This window comes from Bradyrhizobium sp., from assembly GCF_036735945.1.
Taxonomy (GTDB): domain Bacteria; phylum Pseudomonadota; class Alphaproteobacteria; order Rhizobiales; family Xanthobacteraceae; genus Bradyrhizobium.
Window position 1 is genome coordinate 1 of record NZ_DAINNI010000059.1, and the last position, 17,118, is coordinate 17,118.

17 protein-coding genes are annotated in these 17,118 nt (G+C 64.1%); 8 read left to right on the forward strand and 9 right to left on the reverse strand.

Translation table 11 applies throughout. The annotated features are described in order from the left end of the window. Positions 1-791 (forward strand): peptidoglycan-binding domain-containing protein (locus V7E26_RS18535; RefSeq protein WP_324418661.1); only part of this gene is annotated, 791 nt, incomplete at its 5' end. 97 nt (positions 792-888) lie between these two features. Here the strand turns inward: V7E26_RS18535 and V7E26_RS18540 are convergent. Beyond that, on the reverse strand, positions 889-1,128 hold the full coding sequence (locus V7E26_RS18540) for a BrnA antitoxin family protein (protein ID WP_324418663.1): 240 nt from the start codon (positions 1,126-1,128) through the stop codon (positions 889-891). A 3-nt stretch (positions 1,129-1,131) separates the two neighbouring features. Then, entirely contained in the window at positions 1,132-2,109 is a 978-nt protein-coding gene (gene cysK, locus V7E26_RS18545; protein WP_324418665.1) for a cysteine synthase A, read from the reverse strand. Between the two features lie 232 nt (positions 2,110-2,341). Here cysK and V7E26_RS18550 point away from each other — a divergent pair, with 232 nt between their 5' ends. Beyond that, positions 2,342-2,557 carry a hypothetical protein gene (locus V7E26_RS18550; protein WP_324418667.1) on the forward strand — a complete coding sequence of 72 codons (216 nt, stop codon included), beginning with the start codon at positions 2,342-2,344 and terminating at the stop codon, positions 2,555-2,557. A 3-nt stretch (positions 2,558-2,560) separates the two neighbouring features. Here V7E26_RS18550 and tgt read toward each other — a convergent pair whose 3' ends face one another. Next, a complete protein-coding gene (gene tgt / locus V7E26_RS18555) occupies positions 2,561-3,694 on the reverse strand; it encodes a tRNA guanosine(34) transglycosylase Tgt (RefSeq protein ID WP_324418669.1) in 1,134 nt (377 codons plus the stop codon). Between the two features lie 340 nt (positions 3,695-4,034). Here tgt and V7E26_RS18560 point away from each other — a divergent pair, with 340 nt between their 5' ends. The 5 genes from V7E26_RS18560 (at position 4,035) to V7E26_RS18580 (ending at position 9,020) form a co-directional block, all read left to right on the forward strand. Continuing rightward, complete coding sequence (locus V7E26_RS18560; protein ID WP_324418671.1) at positions 4,035-5,213, forward strand: patatin-like phospholipase family protein; 1,179 nt, start codon at positions 4,035-4,037, stop codon at positions 5,211-5,213. 130 nt (positions 5,214-5,343) lie between these two features. Next, positions 5,344-6,084 (forward strand): TetR/AcrR family transcriptional regulator, encoded by a 741-nt coding sequence (locus V7E26_RS18565; protein WP_324418711.1) that lies wholly within the window; start codon positions 5,344-5,346, stop codon positions 6,082-6,084. 251 nt (positions 6,085-6,335) lie between these two features. Continuing rightward, complete coding sequence (locus V7E26_RS18570; RefSeq protein WP_442893426.1) at positions 6,336-6,956, forward strand: PepSY domain-containing protein; 621 nt, start codon at positions 6,336-6,338, stop codon at positions 6,954-6,956. Between the two features lie 252 nt (positions 6,957-7,208). Then, positions 7,209-8,234, forward strand: coding sequence for an aspartate-semialdehyde dehydrogenase (locus V7E26_RS18575; protein WP_324418675.1), 1,026 nt, complete (start codon positions 7,209-7,211; stop codon positions 8,232-8,234). A 315-nt stretch (positions 8,235-8,549) separates the two neighbouring features. Further along, positions 8,550-9,020: an SgcJ/EcaC family oxidoreductase gene (locus tag V7E26_RS18580; RefSeq protein WP_324418677.1), complete on the forward strand. Its 471-nt coding sequence runs from the start codon at positions 8,550-8,552 to the stop codon at positions 9,018-9,020. A gap of 163 nt (positions 9,021-9,183) precedes the next feature. Here V7E26_RS18580 and V7E26_RS18585 read toward each other — a convergent pair whose 3' ends face one another. From V7E26_RS18585 to adh, 5 genes are all read right to left on the reverse strand, one after another. Continuing rightward, positions 9,184-10,497, reverse strand: a complete 1,314-nt coding sequence (locus V7E26_RS18585; RefSeq protein WP_324418679.1) for an adenylate/guanylate cyclase domain-containing protein — start codon at positions 10,495-10,497, stop codon at positions 9,184-9,186. 106 nt (positions 10,498-10,603) lie between these two features. Then, entirely contained in the window at positions 10,604-11,905 is a 1,302-nt protein-coding gene (locus V7E26_RS18590) for a PQQ-dependent sugar dehydrogenase (RefSeq protein WP_324418681.1), read from the reverse strand. A 215-nt stretch (positions 11,906-12,120) separates the two neighbouring features. Next, on the reverse strand, positions 12,121-13,110 hold the full coding sequence (locus V7E26_RS18595) for a hypothetical protein (RefSeq protein WP_324418683.1): 990 nt from the start codon (positions 13,108-13,110) through the stop codon (positions 12,121-12,123). 15 nt (positions 13,111-13,125) lie between these two features. Next, a complete protein-coding gene (locus V7E26_RS18600; RefSeq protein ID WP_324418685.1) occupies positions 13,126-13,506 on the reverse strand; it encodes a DUF779 domain-containing protein in 381 nt (126 codons plus the stop codon). A 62-nt stretch (positions 13,507-13,568) separates the two neighbouring features. Continuing rightward, positions 13,569-15,089 (reverse strand): aldehyde dehydrogenase, encoded by a 1,521-nt coding sequence (gene adh, locus V7E26_RS18605; RefSeq protein WP_324418687.1) that lies wholly within the window; start codon positions 15,087-15,089, stop codon positions 13,569-13,571. Between the two features lie 350 nt (positions 15,090-15,439). Here adh and V7E26_RS18610 point away from each other — a divergent pair, with 350 nt between their 5' ends. Beyond that, a complete protein-coding gene (locus V7E26_RS18610) occupies positions 15,440-15,667 on the forward strand; it encodes a hypothetical protein (protein ID WP_324418689.1) in 228 nt (75 codons plus the stop codon). A 265-nt stretch (positions 15,668-15,932) separates the two neighbouring features. On the opposite strand, the gene queA is transcribed toward V7E26_RS18610, so the two are convergent. Beyond that, a complete protein-coding gene (queA, locus tag V7E26_RS18615; protein WP_324418713.1) occupies positions 15,933-17,009 on the reverse strand; it encodes a tRNA preQ1(34) S-adenosylmethionine ribosyltransferase-isomerase QueA in 1,077 nt (358 codons plus the stop codon). Positions 17,010-17,118 lie beyond the last annotated feature (109 nt).

The window sequence follows — 17,118 nt, forward strand, 5'->3', positions numbered from 1 at the left end:
CCCAGCCCGGCGTCGAGATCCAGCAGGCCATGACCAAGGTCCGCGCCCAGGTCAATGAAGAGACCAACAAGGGCCAGCTCCCCTGGGGCCATACCAACCTGATCGGCGCCGTCTACCTCAACGGTGCCCCCGCACCGGGCGCCGTGGCGGCAGCCGCGCCGGCCGCGGGCGCTAAGCCGGGATCGGATGTCGAGTTGGAGTTCTGGCGTTCGATCAAGGATTCCACGAAGCCCGAAGAGTACAATGCCTACCTGACCAACTACCCCAACGGCCAGTTCCGCTCGCTGGCGCTGTCGCGGATCGCGTCGCTCGAGAGCGGCGCGAAGGAAAAGGAAAACGCGACCCGCAACCTGAGCACGGGTATCGACCCCGCGACCTTCAAGGACGAAGCCAACCAGACCACCGAGGACCAGATCGGTCTCGACAAGGGCCAGCGCCGCGACGTGCAGCGCCGCCTGACCGGCCTCGGCTTCGACACCAGGGTCACCGGCCAGTTCGATGCGCCGACCCGGGCCGTGATCGCGCGCTGGCAGACCGCCCGCGGCTATCCCAAGAGCGGCTATCTCAACAAGCTGCAGCACAAGGCGCTGTTGACCGAGATCGTCGCCGCCGCGCCGACTGCCGATGAGGAGAAGCCGAAACCGCGCCGCGCCGCCCCCAGCACCGCCCACGCGGCGCCCCAGGCAGCGCCGCAGCAACCGCCGCCGCAGCGCCAGTACAGCAACCCCGGCCCCGACCCGGCCGGCGCCGGACGCTTCATCGGCGGTGTCGTCGGCGGCATGCTGCGCTGACCGCCAATGTATCAAGCGAAAAGGCCCGGGATCACTCCCCGGGCCTTTTCATTTGCGCTCTGCTCATTTGCGCTCTGCAAATCTCGATCGCCGCGCGCTATTTGCCCGCCGCCTTGCGCAGCGCCTCGTTGATGCGATCCTGCCAGCCCGGACCGCCTTCCTGAAACCATTCCAGCACATCCTGGTCGATGCGCAGCGTGACCTGCTCGCGAACGCCGGGGACGGCGACCGTCTTGGGCGGCGCCTCCGCAACCTTGACGGTGGCGCGCTTGAAGGCGGCTTCGGCTTCGGTGCGCGCGTCATTCAAGGTTCGCGGCCGGCGGGGCTGGTCTGCCATTATCTAGATTCCTTCGAACAGCGCGGTCGACAGGTACCGCTCGGCGAACGACGGCACGATCGCGAGGATGGTCTTGCCTGCGGCCTCGGGACGCATGCCGATCGCCAGCGCGGCGGCGATCGCGGCGCCCGAGGAAATGCCGCCGGGAATGCCCTCCATCCGCGCCAGCGCACGAGAGGTCTCGATCGCGGTCGGGCCGTCGACCCGGACGATCTCGTCGATCACGGAACGATCCAGAATGTCCGGAATGAAGCCCGCGCCAATGCCCTGGATCTTGTGCGGCGTATGCTGCCCGCCTCCCAATACCGGGCTTTCCTCCGGCTCGACTGCCACGATCCGCAGGGACGGCTTGCGGGGCTTCAGGACCTGCCCGACACCGGTGATGGTGCCGCCGGTGCCGACGCCGGCGACGAAGAAGTCGATGTTGCCGCCGGTGTCGTTCCAGATTTCCTCGGCGGTGGTACGGCGATGTATTTCGGGATTGGCGAGGTTCTTGAACTGCTGCGGCATCACGGCGTTCGGCGTCGTTCGCACCAGTTCCTCCGCGGTCGCGATCGAGCCCTTCATGCCCTGCGCGGCCGGCGTCAGGACGATCTCGGCGCCGAGGAAGGCCAGCATCTTGCGCCGCTCGATCGACATCGATTCCGGCATCACCAGTTTCAGCCGGTAGCCGCGTGACGCCGCGACGAACGCAAGGGCAATTCCGGTGTTGCCCGAGGTCGGTTCGATCAGCACGGTGTCCGCGTTGATCGCACCGGCCTTCTCCATCGCGATCACCATCGCCGCGCCGATGCGGTCCTTCACGCTGGCGGCGGGATTGAAGTATTCGAGCTTGGCCAGGATGGTTGCGCTAACACCATTTGCCTCCGGTAATTTGCGCAGGCGAACGATCGGCGTGTCGCCGATCGCATCGACGATCGAGTCGAACACCCGGCCACGCCCCGGACGTTGCACTGCACTGGCGGCTGACGATGCATCCATCTCGGCACTCCTTGAAGATCACAGGCGGGAAATTGGCGCGCTCGCCTACTTAGGAGGCGGTCGCTTCGATGTGCAAGGCGGAATCGCAGGCGCGGAACATTCGCTGCATTGCAAAACAAGAGCGTGCGGATTATCGCGAAATCAACGCATTTGTGTTGCGACATCGTCAAAGATTTCTGCTTATACTTTGGTCGCGAACTGAAGCCGTGGTTCAGATCGCAAGGAGGTCACGATGGCAGCAATTGCTGAAGTCCGGTCGACCGTTGCATTCAGGCCAGATCCGCGTGGATGTGATTTGCCGACATGCCCTGTGTGTGCCGACACCATGGTGGCTGCGGAAGCTTCTGCATATCTCCACGACTATGTGATCAGCTATCTCTGGACCTGCGACACCTGCGGTTACGGATTCGTGACCAAGCATTCGGTCAAGCGGTTCGCCTGTAACTGAGGCCTATTTCGGATCAATGTCACCGCGCGCCCATCCGGCGCGCGTTTGCTTTTGGAACGTCTCGAATGTTCCATTCGCGATCGCCTCGCGCATGCCCCGCATCAGATGCTGGTAGTAGGCCACGTTGATTTCCGACAGCAGCATCGCGCCGAGTGTTTCGCCTGATCGCACCAGATGATGCAGATAGGCGCGCGAGATGTTGCGCGCGGAGAGCCAATCGCTCTCCTCGTCGAGCGGCCGCGAATCGTCGGCGTGACGCGCGTTGCGCAGATTGATCTGGCCGAAGCGCGTGAACGCCATGCCGTGCCGTCCGTTGCGCGTCGGCATCACGCAGTCGAACATGTCGATGCCGCGCGCCACGGCTTCCAGCAAGTCTTCCGGCGTGCCGACGCCCATCAGGTAGCGCGGGCGATCTAGCGGCAGCGCCGGCGCGGTCTCCTCGATCATCGCCAGCATCACCGCCTGCGGCTCGCCGACCGCGAGCCCGCCGATCGCGTAGCCGTGGAAACCGATCTCGACCAGCTCGCGCGCGCTGATGTGGCGCATCTCCGGAATGTCGCCGCCCTGCACGATCCCGAACAGCATGTAGCCGTCGGGCGCGCTCTCGAACGCGCGCTTGCTGCGCTCGGCCCAGCGCAGCGACAGAAGCATCGCGCGCTCGATGTCGTCGCGCTCAGCCGGCAGCCGCACGCACTCGTCCATCTGCATCGCGATGTCAGAACCCAGAAGCCGCTGCACCTCGATCGAACGCTCCGGCGACAGTTCGACCCTGGCGCCGTCGATATGCGAGCGGAAGGTCACGGCCTTCTCGGTGACCTTGCGCAGCTCCGACAGCGACATCACCTGGAAGCCGCCGGAGTCGGTCAGCATCGGCCCGTTCCAGCCCGTGAAGGTCTGCAGGCCCCCGAGCGCGGCGATCCGCTCGGCGCCCGGCCGCAACATCAGATGATAGGTGTTGCCGAGCACGATATCGGCGCCGGCATCGCGCACCTCGCGCCAGTGCATGCCCTTCATCGCGCCCGCGGTGCCGACCGGCATGAAGGCAGGAGTCCGTACCACGCCGTGAGGCGTAGTCAGGCGGCCGGTACGGGCTGCGCCATTGACGGCGAGCAATTCGAAATGATTGGGAAGACTCATGGCGCTGCTTATTGCTTGGCAGGAACGGCCGATCAACCGCCCAATGGATGAAATCTGACGCTTGGTGCCCAACACGGAAGCACTCGGGCTCCCTTGATGTTGGATGAAACTCGGCACGATTGATCGATTTCGCGCGTGGGCGTGGTAGCGCCAGATTTCATCCACCAGTGCACACTCCGAGCTGGCCCGCGCCCCATGCCGGACACAATTGAACCACCCGGGCGCGGCTTTTCGCTTGTTAAATAAAACGATACCGTATAGTTTTATGAAGATGCAGAACGGGACGCCGTGGACGACGAGGCCTGTGGCGGCAAATGTGCTTTACGATGGCTGATGGCGAATGCGTTTCCCCTGTTTCCTGACTGGATCGATCCGTTCCGACAGCCGGATCGGAACGACGGGCTCAAGCCTGCTCAGGTGGTCCGCCCTGCTATGCAGCCTCGCGCTGGCCGCCTGTACGTCGCTGCCGCGGACGCCCTACAGCGCAGCGGATGCAAACAATTCCCGCGTGCTCGAACTCGACGGCCTGCGGCGCTACACCGACGAGCCCGCCAGCAAGTTCCGCTTCGAGAAAGACGACCGCTCCCCGACCAGGACCTATCTTGCGCTCTCCGGCGGCGGCGCTGACGGCGCCTATGGCGTGGGCGTGCTGAACGGCTGGACCGCGGCCGGCACCCGCCCGAGTTTCTCGGTCGTCTCGGGCGTCAGCACCGGCGGCCTGATTGCGCCTTTCGCATTCCTCGGATCCGAATACGACGACACGCTGAGGGAGGTCTACACCAGCGGCATAGCGGAGAGTCTGCTCGACGATCCCAGCGTCATCCGCGTGCTCTTCGGATCCGGCCTGTTCGGCAATACCCGACTGCGCGAACTGGTGGCCCGCTATGTCGGGCCGGAGATCCTGGCGGCCGTTGCAGGCGAAAATGCCAGGGGCCGAAAGCTGCTCGTGGTGACGACCGACCTCGACACCCAGCGCACGGTCGTCTGGGACATGGGGAAAATCGCCGCGGTCGGTTCGCCCGAGGCGCTGCGCCTGTTTCGCGACGTGATGGCGGCTTCCGCCAGCATTCCCCTGGTCTTCCCGCCCATCCTGATCGAAGCCGAGGGCCAGGGCCGGCGCTTCCAGGAGATGCATGTCGACGGCGGCGTGACCGCTCCGGTGCTGACGCTGCCGGATGCCCTGTTCTTCCAGGGCCGCCTGCCCGGAAACAGCCGGATGAACATCTACATCCTCGTCAACAAGAAGCTCGAACGGACTTTTGAGCTCGTCTCCAACGGCACGCTCGAGGTCGCCTCGCGCAGCCTGTCATCGATCACCCAGTCCCAGACGCGCTCGGTGATCTTCTCGACCTATGATTTCGCCAGGCGCAATCGGTGGGGCTTCCACCTGTCCTATATTGAGCGCAACTATCCCGCCGCGCCCAAGGAGGGATTCGACACCGCCTATATGCGCACGCTCTACCAGCACGGCTATGAGAAGGCGGCGTCCGGCCACGCCTGGAGCTCGACGCTTCCATGAGCCACCCGGAACGGCAGCCCGCCTTTATCGTCGACGATACGGCCAATTCGGCCAGATTCGCGATGACGCTTCTTTTGCTGCGCGTTATAGAGAAATGACGACCATCACGACCGCGCAGGAATCATTGGGCATGGGGTTGACTGCGACCAAGGCGAGGCCGGCGAGACGAGACGTCCCGAAGTCGCGTGGCGGCCGGCCGACGAAGAGCGCCGCCATCGAGCGCGACCAGCGGCTGATCGAAGTTGCCACCCGTCTTTTCCTGGACCGGGGCTATGACGCCACCTCGCTTGATGCGGTTGCGGAAGCCGCCCGGGTCAGCAAGCCCACAGTCTATGCGCGCTACGGCGACAAGCGCGCGCTCTTTGCCGAGGTGCTGAGGCGCGAAATCGACCGCTGGCTTGCTCCGCTCGCCGAAGCGGCGGAAGTGCAACTCGCGCGGCCCTCGGACATTTCGGTCGAGCAGCGCCTGATCGAGGTCGGGCGCGAGATGCTGATGTTTACCTGCGGGCCCGATGCCGTCGCGTTCAGCCGCATGATGACGTCGCAGGCCATCAACTTTCCCGACATTGCCAAACTCGGCAAGGAAGAGGGCTGGACGAAGGCGGTTTCCACGACCGCACGCTTCTTCGATCATCTGGTCGCACAGGGCGTCATGGACGTCGAGGATACCGGCATCGCAGCCGAGGTCTTTCTCGACGTGGTCGTCGGTCACTCGCACCGCATGGCGACGTTCGGAGTGCCGCTCGAAATGAAGTCCGCCGAAAAACGCATGCGCTCGGCGATCAGGCTGTTCCTTGCCGGTGCGCTTGGGCCGCCGAGCCGCGTCCAGTCCGCCCCCAAAGGAACCGCTCGGCGGCGCCCTTCCCGCTGACAATTCCGTGAGAACGGCCTGTCGAGCCAGGAGCGTCATTGACCATAACTAAACGATACGGTATGGTTTTGTTACAAGCGCGGTGCAGGTTCCACTTCACTGGTCCCCGACGGAACTCGCGCCGCTCTGTTCGCCGCAAACAGTCCAGCCCCGTTTGCGACGCTTCCGCGGCCGACCCATATACCTCCAGGGGTCGGCCGCGCGTTGCATGGCGCGGTCCGGCCCTGCCGCCGGCCGCGACAGGCTGAAGGATGGAGACTGCAAGCATGCGCGCGCCGGGAAGCTGGAGACGGTTGCTTGCAGCCGCGCTGGTGGCGATCGTCCCCCCTGCCCCGGTCTATGCCATCGCGTCGCCGGCCGGCGAGCCGGGCTCGCCTGGCATCGAGGCCGAGGATACGGTTGCGGCCGAGCAGCAGGCGATGAACCGCGAACTCGAACTGTTCCGCGGCTCGACGATCTCGCTCAGCCAGGCGATGGCGATCGCCGAAGCCCTGCATGCCGGCGCGACGACCGCCGATGTCGCCTTCGATGGCGCGTCGGGCTCGCCGGTCTACCGGGTAAAGACCCTGCACCATGACCGCGTCTGGCACCACGCCATCGACGCCAGGACCGGCAAGATCGTCGGCGGCGAAGCCGCCCTACCACTGAAGGAACTCGATGCCGAGGACCGCAGCAATCTCGCTGCGCTCAAAACGGTCCGGCATCGCCTGGCAGAGGCCGTGCACGTGGCTGAGCACGCGGCATCAGGCAAGGCCATCAGCGGCGGCCTGATCCGGGAACGCAGCCGGCTGAATTTCGCGATCATCGTGATGAGCGGCAGCGACCTGAAGCAAGTGATCCTCGAGCCACCCGGCGCCGCCAAGCGGCGGTGACGGGCCGGTCTGCGGTCGCTGCAGTCCGGATCGGGCTAAAAGCCGTTGACGGCGGCGCCCTTCTGCCGCATAAACCCGCGCCATGACGATCTCGACCAAAACGACCGCGAAAACCAAAGCACCCTCCGGGGGCTCGGGAGCCGTGCGCGCGTAGTCGAACGATCGCAACATCCGAACCGAAGCCCCGCCTGAAAAGGACCGGGGCTTTTTTATTGCCGCAAAACCATTGACGCCCAAACAGAGGACAGACCCGTGAGCTACGAACCCGTTGTTGCCATTGCCGGCGTGACCGGCGCGGTCGGCGCCGAATTCATCGCCACCATGGACAGGCGCAATTTCCCCGTCCGCAAGCTCAAGGCGCTGGCGAGCGCCCGCTCGGCCGGCAAGACCATTGATTTCCGCGGCGAGAAGATCGTCATCGAGGAGCTCACGGAACGCTCGTTCGAGGGCGTCGACATCGCGCTGTTCTCGGCCGGCGGCGGCATTTCACGCAAGTTCGCGCCTGCAGCGGTAAAGGCCGGCGCGGTCGTGGTCGACAATTCCTCCGCCTTCCGCATGGATCCGAACGTGCCGCTGGTGATCCCCGAGATCAACGCAAACCGCATCCGCGACCACAAGGGCATCATCGCCAACCCGAACTGCTCGGCGATCACGGCGCTGGTGCCGCTGTGGCCGATCCACCGGCAGAACCGCATCAAGCGCATGATCGTCTCGACCTACCAGGCGGCGAGCGGCGCCGGCGCCGCGGCGATGGAAGAGCTGGTGGAGTCGAGCCGCGCCTACCTCGATGGACGGCCGTTCACGCCGAAGGTGATCCCGCTGCCCTACGCCTTCAACGTCTTCAGCCACAACACGGCGATCGATCCGGAGACCGGCTACAACGACGAAGAGACCAAGGTGATCAAGGAGACCCGCAAGATATTTGAGGACGAGCGTATCGCGATCGGCGTCACCTGCGTGCGCGTGCCGGTGCTGCGCGCCCATTGCGAGGCGATCACCTTCGAATGCGAACAGCCGATCACCGAGCATGACGTGCGCGCCATCCTGTCGAAGGCGCCGGGTGTCCGGATCGTCGACGATCGCGCGAAGAACTATTTCCCGATGCCGATCGACGCCTCGGGCCAGGACGACGTTCTGGTCGGCCGTATCCGTAAGGATCTCAGCGACGTCTCGGGTCATTCGATCTCGATGTTCGTCTCCGCCGACCAACTCCTGAAGGGCGCGGCGCTGAACGCGATCCAGATTGCAGAACTCCTGCCGCAGCGCGCGATGGCGTAAGGCTGTGTAGGCGAAGCGTGCCCACCATTCACACCGACGGTGCGGACCGGTGGTGGGCACGGCGCTTGCGCACCTTTGTCCAGCCCGCGCACTACTGGTAGGTCAACAGCCCTGACTCATGGTTCGCCGGTCGCGGATGATGTAGCTTCGCTCGCGTGAGGTCACGAAACACCGTCAAGCCAGATTGGGACACTTCAGGTTCAATTTATCAGCCAAGGTCACATCGACTGCTAACGCCGAACCAGGCAAATCAATAGCCGCTCGCATTGCAAGAGGCCGTCTTGTATCTGGCCGATATTCGCAGGGGAGTGTGTCATGCGATCCTTTCCAAAAGTAGCTAGCGCAGCACTTGCCCTGTGCATGTTGCTGCTATCATTTGGCTCCAGCGCTTTGGTCGAACCAAAAACGGAGGTAGCGGCAGCGGCCTCGGAATGGGGGCAAGCTATTGCCGGAGGCGATCCCGAAAAAGTCTTGACGCTCTATGCGGACGACGCCGTGCTCTGGGGCACGCTGTCGCCAAGCCTGCGTTCCAATCGGGCGGCGCTACAAGATTATTTCGTGAACGCCTTCAAGGTTCTGCCCGGTCTGAAGGTCGCCTTCGGCGATCAGTTGGTCCGCGTGTACGGGAATGCGGCGATAAACACCGGCTACTACACCTTCTCCTATGTCAGGGATGGCGAGGCGAAGAGCTTGCCCGCGCGCTACAGTTTCACCTACGTCAAGAGCGGCGAGCGTTGGCTGATCGTCGATCACCATTCGTCGGCCATGCCCTCACCACCGAAATAGCTCACCAACCTTTCAAGTGGCGATGTCCCTACCATGCAGGGGGGCAGAGCGGCGCCTCCACCCTACCGCAGCTACGCCCCCGTCACACGCCAGATGACGTTGCCAACGTCGTCGGCCACCAGCAGCGACCCGTCGGGCCCGCGCATGGCGCGCGGGCCGACGGTCATCGCTCGACTGCAAATATGCGCCATTCGCCGGGAACACCCTTGAGCGACCGGGTACCACGGTCGTCGAAGCGTAGCGCTGAGCCCGCCACCAATTCCTTTACGGTACCGGAGACCAGGACCTCGCCCGCGCCCGCGAGCGCCGCAACGCGTGCGCCGATATGGACGGCGATGCCGCCAACGTCATCGTCGCTCATCTCGCACTCGCCCGTGTGGAGCCCTGCGCGGATTTCGATGCCGAGCGATCTGGCCTCATCGGCAATCGCGCACGCGCAGCGTACCCCGCGTGCCGGTCCATCGAAGGTGGCCAGAATGCCGTCGCCAGTTGTCTTCACCTCATGCCCGCGAAAGTGATCAAGGTTGCGTCGGATCGTGGCGTGATGCGCGTCGAACAAATCGTGCCAGCGGCGGTCGCCGAGTGCAGCCGCCTTCTCGGTCGATCCAACAATGTCAGTAAAGAGAACCGTAGCGAGCACCCGGTCAACGCTGATCGGCGTCCGCGCGCCGGTCAGGAATTCCTCGATCGTATCCGCGATGAGATCGGCGTTGTCTCCGAAAAAAGGAGGGTGGTCGATTCCGGGAAGCTCGACGTATCGAGCGCCAGGGATATGCTGAGCAAGAAAACGTCCGCCCTCCACATTGATTGCTTTGTCTCCAGTCCGGTGAACGACAAGCGTGGGCACGCGGATCGTCGGCAGGATATTGCTGATATCGATCTGACTGTTCATGCGCATGAGCGCCGTCGCCGCGGCGGGGCTCGCCCCAAGGCGCTCAAATCGACCCATCCATTGCTGGGCGGCCGGATCGTTGGCAAGCGAGGGAAAAAAAACGGCGATGCTGGCGCCAGAACCCCACGCCTGATCGATGTATCCAAGGAACTCCGTCAGGTCCTTTTCGGTCGGTAGCCAGGACGAAAATTGCGCAAAGCCGCCGTAGAGTATCAGGGCACGGGACCGTGCCGGATAGGTCGCGGCGAACAGCGCCGCCAAGGACGCTCCTTCCGATGCGCCAAGGAGCGCCGCCTGCTCCATGTCTGCGGCATCCATCACTGCCCGCAGGTCGTCCATGCGCTGGTCGAGTCCCGGAAGCTCCGGGACGCGATCCGACATGCCTGTCCCACGCTTGTCAAACATTGCCACCCGGGCGAACGATGCCAGTCGCGACAGCCATCGAGCGACCTGAGGATGCTCCCAATAGACCTCAATGTTCGACACGAAATACGGAGCAAGAACCAGGTTGATCGGCCCGTCGCCAAACACCTGGTAGGCGATATGAACGTCGCCGCTCTTCGCGTAGCGAGTGACCGGCTGCATGGCCGCTCTCTCTGTTCTCGCCCAAACCTGAGCCTGCTGAAGTATAGCAGTTAAGGGCAGATCAGAAACGGACAATGTGGCGCCCAAACGACACCTTTGTCCCGCCCTACGCGCCCGTCACGCGCCAGATCACGTTACCGACGTCGTCGGCCACCAGGAGCGAACCGTCGGGCCCGAGCGTGACGCCGACTGGCCGCCCGTACGACACCTTCTCGTCGGGCGCGAGGAAGCCCGTCAGGATGTCCCGCGCCGGGCCGGAGGGGCGGCCGTTCTCGAAGGGCACGAAGACGACGGCGTAGCCGCTCAGCGTGCTGCGATTCCAGGAGCCGTGCTGGCCGATCGCCATGCCATCCGGAAAGCCCGGCAGCGTGCCGGCCGGCATCCAGCACAGGCCGAGCGAGGCGGTGTGGCCGCCGAGCGCATAGTCCGGCTGGATCGCTTTCGCCACCATGGCCGCGTCCTGCGGCACGCGGTCGTCGACCGTCTGGCCCCAATAGCAATAAGGCCAGCCGTAGAAGCCGCCATCGCGCACCGAGGTCAGATAGTCGGGCGGTGTCTCGTCGCCGAGGCCGTCGCGCTCGTTGACGACGGTCCAGAGCACGTTGGTGGTCGGCTCCCAGGCAAGGCCCACGGCGTTGCGCAGGCCGCCGGCGAAGATGCGACTGGTACCTTTGGCAAGGTCGAGTTCGTAGACCGCGGCGCGGCCCTCCTCCACCTCCATGCCCATTTCGGCGATATTGCTGAGCGAGCCGACGCCCGCATAAAGCTTCGTCCCGTCGGCGCTCGGCAGCAGGCTGCGCGTCCAGTGCCCGCCCGGCTTGAACGTCACGAGCTTGCGTCCCTCGGCAGTAATGCGGTCGGCGCCCGCGACATACGGGAAAGCCACGACACCGTCGGTGTTGCCGACATAGAAGGTGTCGCCGACCAGCGCCATGCCGAATGGCTGGCTCAATCCTTCCATGAAGATCCCGCGTCCCTCGGCGACGCCGTCGCCGTCGCGATCGCGCAACAGCGTGATGCGGTCGGCGCTGACGCCGAGCGCCGCGGCGCGCCGCATCGTCGCCTGCATCGCATAGTGGAACACGCTTCGCGGCGGCCCCGCGATCTGCGTCGATTCCGCGATCAGGACGTCGCCATTCGGCAGCACGTTGATCCAGCGCGGATGGTCCAGATCCTTCGCAAACGCATTTACCTTGAGCCCGGGCGCCGCGGTCGGCTTCTGCCCATCGCTCCAGCCCTGCGCCGAGGGCATCTTCAGCGTCGGGATCGCGCCTTGCGGCTTCGCCTCCGGGATGGAGGGCGCAGCTCCCCAGGCCGCCTTGGGCTGGGCGCCCTGCATTCGCCGCCAAGCCAGCGCGCCGGCACCGACCACCGCGACCGTCCGCGCAAAAACACTCGAAAAGTCCATGAAGTTCTCCTGCTGATCGCGCGAACGCTGCCCGGCCGCTCTATGTGTCGGTCTTCGCGGCGAATGTCCACTATGCGGCAGGTGCAAAACTGCGGCTGAATTTGAGACGCTGGAAGCGCCTACGTGCCCCACAGGGTCGCCGGATACCCGTGATGAAACCAGTCATCCTGGCCGAACAACCGACCAGGACGTTCCCTGTGAATCGCCCGGTCCTCTTATTTCGACAACCCGATCGGCTTGAGCGTGAAAGGCCCGGGATCTTTTCCCTTGTTGTCGCCGATGATGTAGGAAAGTTTGCCTTCGGCTACCCACGCCGTGTTGCCAACCTGCGTCACGGAAACCGGCTCGCTGAGACCATCCTGGATGGTTTCGACCTGTGCTTCGTCGCCCTTGATCGTGACCTTGTCGAGCTTGCCGTTGCCCTCGATCAACAGAAAGCCATCGCCAAACGCCCGCATCGCATCGGCATGGTCCAGCGCGCGCGACGGCTTGAGTTCCGTGACTGCGCCAGCCTTGCCGTCCTTGACCGCGATCCTGAACAGCTTCGCGGGGATGAAGGTCGTGACATAAACGTGGCGGTCCGAACCAATCGCAATGCCGTCGAGACCGACGCCATCCTTTGCCGGTGCCAACGCGGGATCGGTCGCCCAGATTTCAAGAACTGAAGCGCCTGGTTTCAGGCTGTACACATTTGGCGCGAAGGAGTCGCTGATATAGGCCGTGCCATCATTGCCGACCGCAATGTCGTTGCACAGCGATTTGGGATCGGGGAGCGCAAAGCTGCCCTTGGGGCCGCCGGTTGCGAGATCGAAGGTCTTGAGCCAGGCGCCCTTGACCTCGCTTGGCCCGGCGACGCCAAAGCCGCTGATGTCGTTGGAGCATACGTACAAGGTCCCGCTCTTCTCGTCGGCAAGCACGCCGAGCGTGGAGCGGCTGTCATTGGCGCCCGGTTTGACGAACTGTTCGGGCTTTCCGCCCGGCGCGACCCTGGCGACACCACCATTGTTGAAGCTTCCTACATAGAGCGTTCCGTCCCTGGTCGAAGTCACGCTCTCCGGAAAGCTCCTGTCGTGAACGCCGACAGGCGACGTTTCCGACCGAGCCGTGCCGGCCAGCAGAATGCTGGACATCAACGCGATCCCCGCCGCGCCAATTGCGCCCAAGGCAGGGCCTTTGGCCACGCCGGCCCTTGCTTCCTGCTTCATGATTGATCTCCCCGATCAGGCTGCACGGGCTGGAGGGCCGGCAGCTTCCAGTTCAATGACTTCCTCGTCGGTGAAAACCCGGCTGCGGGTCAGAAAGCGGACGCCCTCCGGGGCCTCTGCGGAGAACCCGGAGCCACGCCCCGGGACGACATCGATGATGAGCTGGGTGTGCTGCCAATATTCGAACTGCGCCGCGCCGATATAGAATTCGCAACCCGCGATCTTGCCCAACAGCAAATCCTGGGGACCTACCCTGAAGTCGCCCACCGGGTAGCACATCGGGGCCGAGCCATCGCAGCAGCCTCCCGACTGATGGAACATCAACGCGCCGTGCTGCGCCTTCAGACGTTCGACGATCTCGACCGCCTTGTCCGTGATTTCAACTCGATCGACCATGGCGTTTCCCCGAAAGAGCGAGCCGCGGATGCATCTCGCACCCGCGGCCCCAGTCGGCAGCGTCAGAAAAATCCGAGCGCCTTGGTCGAATAGCTGACCAGCATGTTCTTGGTCTGCTGGTAGTGATCGAGCATCATCTTGTGGGTCTCGCGCCCGATGCCTGATTGCTTGTAGCCGCCAAAGGCCGCGTGCGCGGGATAGGCGTGGTAGCAATTGGTCCACACCCGACCGGCCTGGATGGCCCGGCCGAAGCGGTAGGCGCGGTTGCCGTTCCGGGTCCAGACGCCGGCACCGAGCCCGTACAGCGTGTCGTTGGCGATCGACAGCGCATCGTTCTCGTCCTTGAACTTCGTGACCGAGACGACCGGCCCGAAGATCTCTTCCTGGAAAATGCGCATCTTGTTATGGCCGGCGAAGATGGTGGGCTCGACGTAGTAACCCTCCGCCAGTTCGCCCTCCAGTTTCGCGCGCTTGCCGCCGGTCAGCACCTTGGCGCCTTCCTGCTTGCCGATGTCGAGATACGACAGGATCTTCTCGAGCTGATCGTTCGAGGCCTGCGCGCCGATCATGGTCTCCGGATCGAGCGGATGACCTTGCTTGATCTTCCTGGTGCGCGCGACTGCCTTCTCCATGAATTTGTCGTAGATCGTCTCCTGCACCAGGACGCGGCTGGGACAGGTGCACACCTCACCCTGGTTCAGCGCAAACATGGCGAAGCCTTCGAGCGCCTTGTCCAGGAAATCATCGTCTTCGGCCGCCACGTCGGCGAAGAAGATGTTCGGCGACTTGCCGCCGAGTTCGAGCGTGACCGGTATGATGTTGTCGGAGGCGTATTGCATGATCATGCGCCCTGTCGTCGTCTCGCCCGTAAACGCAATCTTGGCGATCCGCTTGTTCTGCGCGAGCGGCTTGCCGGCTTCGATGCCGAAGCCGTTGACCACGTTGATGGCGCCGGGCGGCAGAATATCCGCGATCAATTCCATGACGACAAGAATGCCGAGCGGCGTCTGCTCCGCGGGCTTCAGCACGACGCAGTTGCCGGCCGCAAGCGCCGGCGCGAGTTTCCATGTCGCCATCAGGACCGGAAAATTCCACGGAATGATCTGCCCGACGACGCCGAGCGGTTCATGGAAATGATAGGCGACGGTGTCGTGGTCGATCTCGGAGATGCCGCCCTCCTGCGCACGCACGACGCTGGCAAAATAGCGCCAGTGGTCGACGACCAGCGGCATGTCGGCATGCGTGGTCTCCCGGATCGGCTTGCCGTTGTCGAGCGTCTCGACCAGCGCCAGCAGTTCGAGATTGCTTTCGATCTTGTCGGCGATCTTGTTCAGGATGCGGGAGCGCTCCTGAACGGAGGTACGGCCCCAGGCTTCCCTGGCCTTGTGCGCAGCGTCCAGCGCAAGCTCGATGTCGGCAGCCGTGGAACGGGGGACCTGGCAAAGCCGCTTGCCGGTGATCGGGCTGGGATTGTCAAAATACTTGCCTTCGACCGGAGCCACCCATTTCCCGCCAATGAAATTGTCGTAGCGATCGCGGATCAGAACCTGCTTCGAGACCTTGTCTAGAGCCTGCTGGTACATGGCATTTCTCCCTTGATGTGACGGGCGCCTTTTGGCGTCTGGCTTTGGCTGAATGCTTTGGAATTTATTCGCGTATGCGCGGTGCCCCGGTGAGCCGGAACACGCCTGGCGGCAGGTAGCAATGGCGAGCGTGGATCAGCATCAATTCGATGCTCCCGAGCGAAGCCGAAACTCAGTCTGCGCCCGCCGCCTGCCCGCCGTCAACGTTATATTCTATTGAATATCACGAACAAAAGATCGAGAATGGTGCGACGGCATCAGCAACGCGGAGCTTCAAGGAGCGAATGCGGCTCTCTTGATTGCTGCTGATCGGCTGAGCCTGGACGCGCCAGCATCGACGGAGCAGATCAATGAAACTCGAACTGACTGGCAACACCACGACGGCAATTGCGAGCAGGCAGCCGCGCTGCACATGCTGCGGCGGTGTGATCGAGACTTCGACGGATCAGGACATGTCACTTGGACTGAGCATATCGCTCGGGCTGGTGTCGGATGAGTGCGCCCTGATCTGCAAGAGCTGCACGGCGCAGTTGATCTCCGCCAACGCGGCAAACACGCCGCCCACGCGGCGACGGTAGTCGACTACGGCACCATACTTCTGCCTCACGCAGGTTCCCTGCGGGGGCGCCGTCACAGCGCCCCATGGAATTTGGACCACCGGCCCACCCCAGCGCAGAATGTGGCGAAAAACCGGTAGTATTACGATCTTTTCGCGACCAGAGGAATCACCGAAACAGAGGGTGGCGCTTGTCAGAGCGCTTCCTCCCTGAACCTTTGCCCGCCGTAACCGGCGGGCTTCTTTTTCGAAGGTCAGGCCCGTGGCTTGCGGCGGCGGACGCCTGCTCAGCCCCGGGCGCGAAACAGCAGGCAGGCGTCGCCGTAGGAATAGAAGCGGTAGCCGGCGGATATCGCGTGCGCATAAGCCTGCTTCATCGTCTCGAGGCCCGAGAAGGCCGACACCAGCATGAACAGCGTCGAGCGCGGCAAATGGAAGTTGGTCAGGAGGATGTCGACCGCGCGGAAACGGTAGCCCGGTGTGATGAAGATCGAGGTCTCGCCCTCGAACGGCTGGATGGTGCCGTCCTCGCGCGCGGCGCTCTCGAGCAGCCGCAGCGAGGTGGTGCCGACCGCGACGATGCGCCCGCCCTTGGCGCGCGCGGTATTCAGCGCCGCCGCTGTATCCGACGAGATCGATCCCCACTCGGCGTGCATCCTGTGCTCGGTTGTTTCCTCGACCTTGACCGGCAGGAAGGTCCCGGCCCCGACATGCAGGGTCAGGCGGTGCAGCCCGACGCCGCGCCCGCGCAGCGCCGCCTCCAGTTCGGGCGTGAAGTGCAGCCCCGCCGTCGGCGCGGCCACCGCCCCCTCGTTCACGGCGAACATGGTCTGGTAGTCGGCGGCGTCGCGATCGTCGGGCGTGCGCCTGGATGCGATATAGGGCGGCAGCGGCGGCGTGCCGAGATCCTCGATCGCCTGGTCCAGCGTAGGGCCGTGGAACGAGAACGACAGCGTGATCTCGCCCTCTTCGCCCTTGGCCTCGACTTCGGCGTCGAGATGGCCGAGCAGGCAGACCTTGCCCTCATTGCCGAAGCGGACGATGTCGCCGGGCGCGAGCTTCCTGGCGGGCTTGACCAGCGCACGCCAGCGCGAGCCGTCCAGCCGCTTGATCAGCGTCGCCTCGATCCTCGGCTCGGTCTCGCGGCCGATGCGGCGGCCCTTGAGCTGGGCGCAGATCACCTTGGTGTCGTTGACGACGAGCTGGTCACCGGGCTCCAGCCAGCGTGGCAGGTCCGCGACGCTGCGGTCGCGCAACACCCCGTCGCCCTGCACCACCAGCATGCGCGCAGAATCGCGCGGGCTCGCGGGCCGCAGCGCGATGCTTGTGGCGGGGAGATCGAAATCGAAGAGATCGGTGCGCATGGCCCAGCCCGTCATCGCCCGCGCAGGCGGGCGATCCAGTAATCACAGACCTTTCTTATTACCAAGGCCGGCGAGTACTGGATGCCCCGCTTTCGCGGAGCATGACATT

Excerpts from the sequence above, each read along its gene's own strand:
- V7E26_RS18540 (WP_324418663.1), bottom strand. The coding sequence starts at position 1,128 with ATGGCAGACCAGCCCCGCCGGCCGCGAACCTTGAATGACGCGCGCACC.
- cysK (WP_324418665.1), bottom strand. The coding sequence starts at position 2,109 with ATGGATGCATCGTCAGCCGCCAGTGCAGTGCAACGTCCGGGGCGTGGC.
- V7E26_RS18550 (WP_324418667.1), top strand. The coding sequence starts at position 2,342 with ATGGCAGCAATTGCTGAAGTCCGGTCGACCGTTGCATTCAGGCCAGAT.
- tgt (WP_324418669.1), bottom strand. The coding sequence starts at position 3,694 with ATGAGTCTTCCCAATCATTTCGAATTGCTCGCCGTCAATGGCGCAGCC.
- V7E26_RS18560 (WP_324418671.1), top strand. The coding sequence starts at position 4,035 with ATGCGTTTCCCCTGTTTCCTGACTGGATCGATCCGTTCCGACAGCCGG.
- V7E26_RS18565 (WP_324418711.1), top strand. The coding sequence starts at position 5,344 with ATGGGGTTGACTGCGACCAAGGCGAGGCCGGCGAGACGAGACGTCCCG.
- V7E26_RS18570 (WP_442893426.1), top strand. The coding sequence starts at position 6,336 with ATGGAGACTGCAAGCATGCGCGCGCCGGGAAGCTGGAGACGGTTGCTT.
- V7E26_RS18580 (WP_324418677.1), top strand. The coding sequence starts at position 8,550 with ATGCGATCCTTTCCAAAAGTAGCTAGCGCAGCACTTGCCCTGTGCATG.
- V7E26_RS18585 (WP_324418679.1), bottom strand. The coding sequence starts at position 10,497 with ATGCAGCCGGTCACTCGCTACGCGAAGAGCGGCGACGTTCATATCGCC.
- V7E26_RS18590 (WP_324418681.1), bottom strand. The coding sequence starts at position 11,905 with ATGGACTTTTCGAGTGTTTTTGCGCGGACGGTCGCGGTGGTCGGTGCC.
- V7E26_RS18595 (WP_324418683.1), bottom strand. The coding sequence starts at position 13,110 with ATGAAGCAGGAAGCAAGGGCCGGCGTGGCCAAAGGCCCTGCCTTGGGC.
- V7E26_RS18600 (WP_324418685.1), bottom strand. The coding sequence starts at position 13,506 with ATGGTCGATCGAGTTGAAATCACGGACAAGGCGGTCGAGATCGTCGAA.
- adh (WP_324418687.1), bottom strand. The coding sequence starts at position 15,089 with ATGTACCAGCAGGCTCTAGACAAGGTCTCGAAGCAGGTTCTGATCCGC.
- V7E26_RS18610 (WP_324418689.1), top strand. The coding sequence starts at position 15,440 with ATGAAACTCGAACTGACTGGCAACACCACGACGGCAATTGCGAGCAGG.
- queA (WP_324418713.1), bottom strand. The coding sequence starts at position 17,009 with ATGCGCACCGATCTCTTCGATTTCGATCTCCCCGCCACAAGCATCGCG.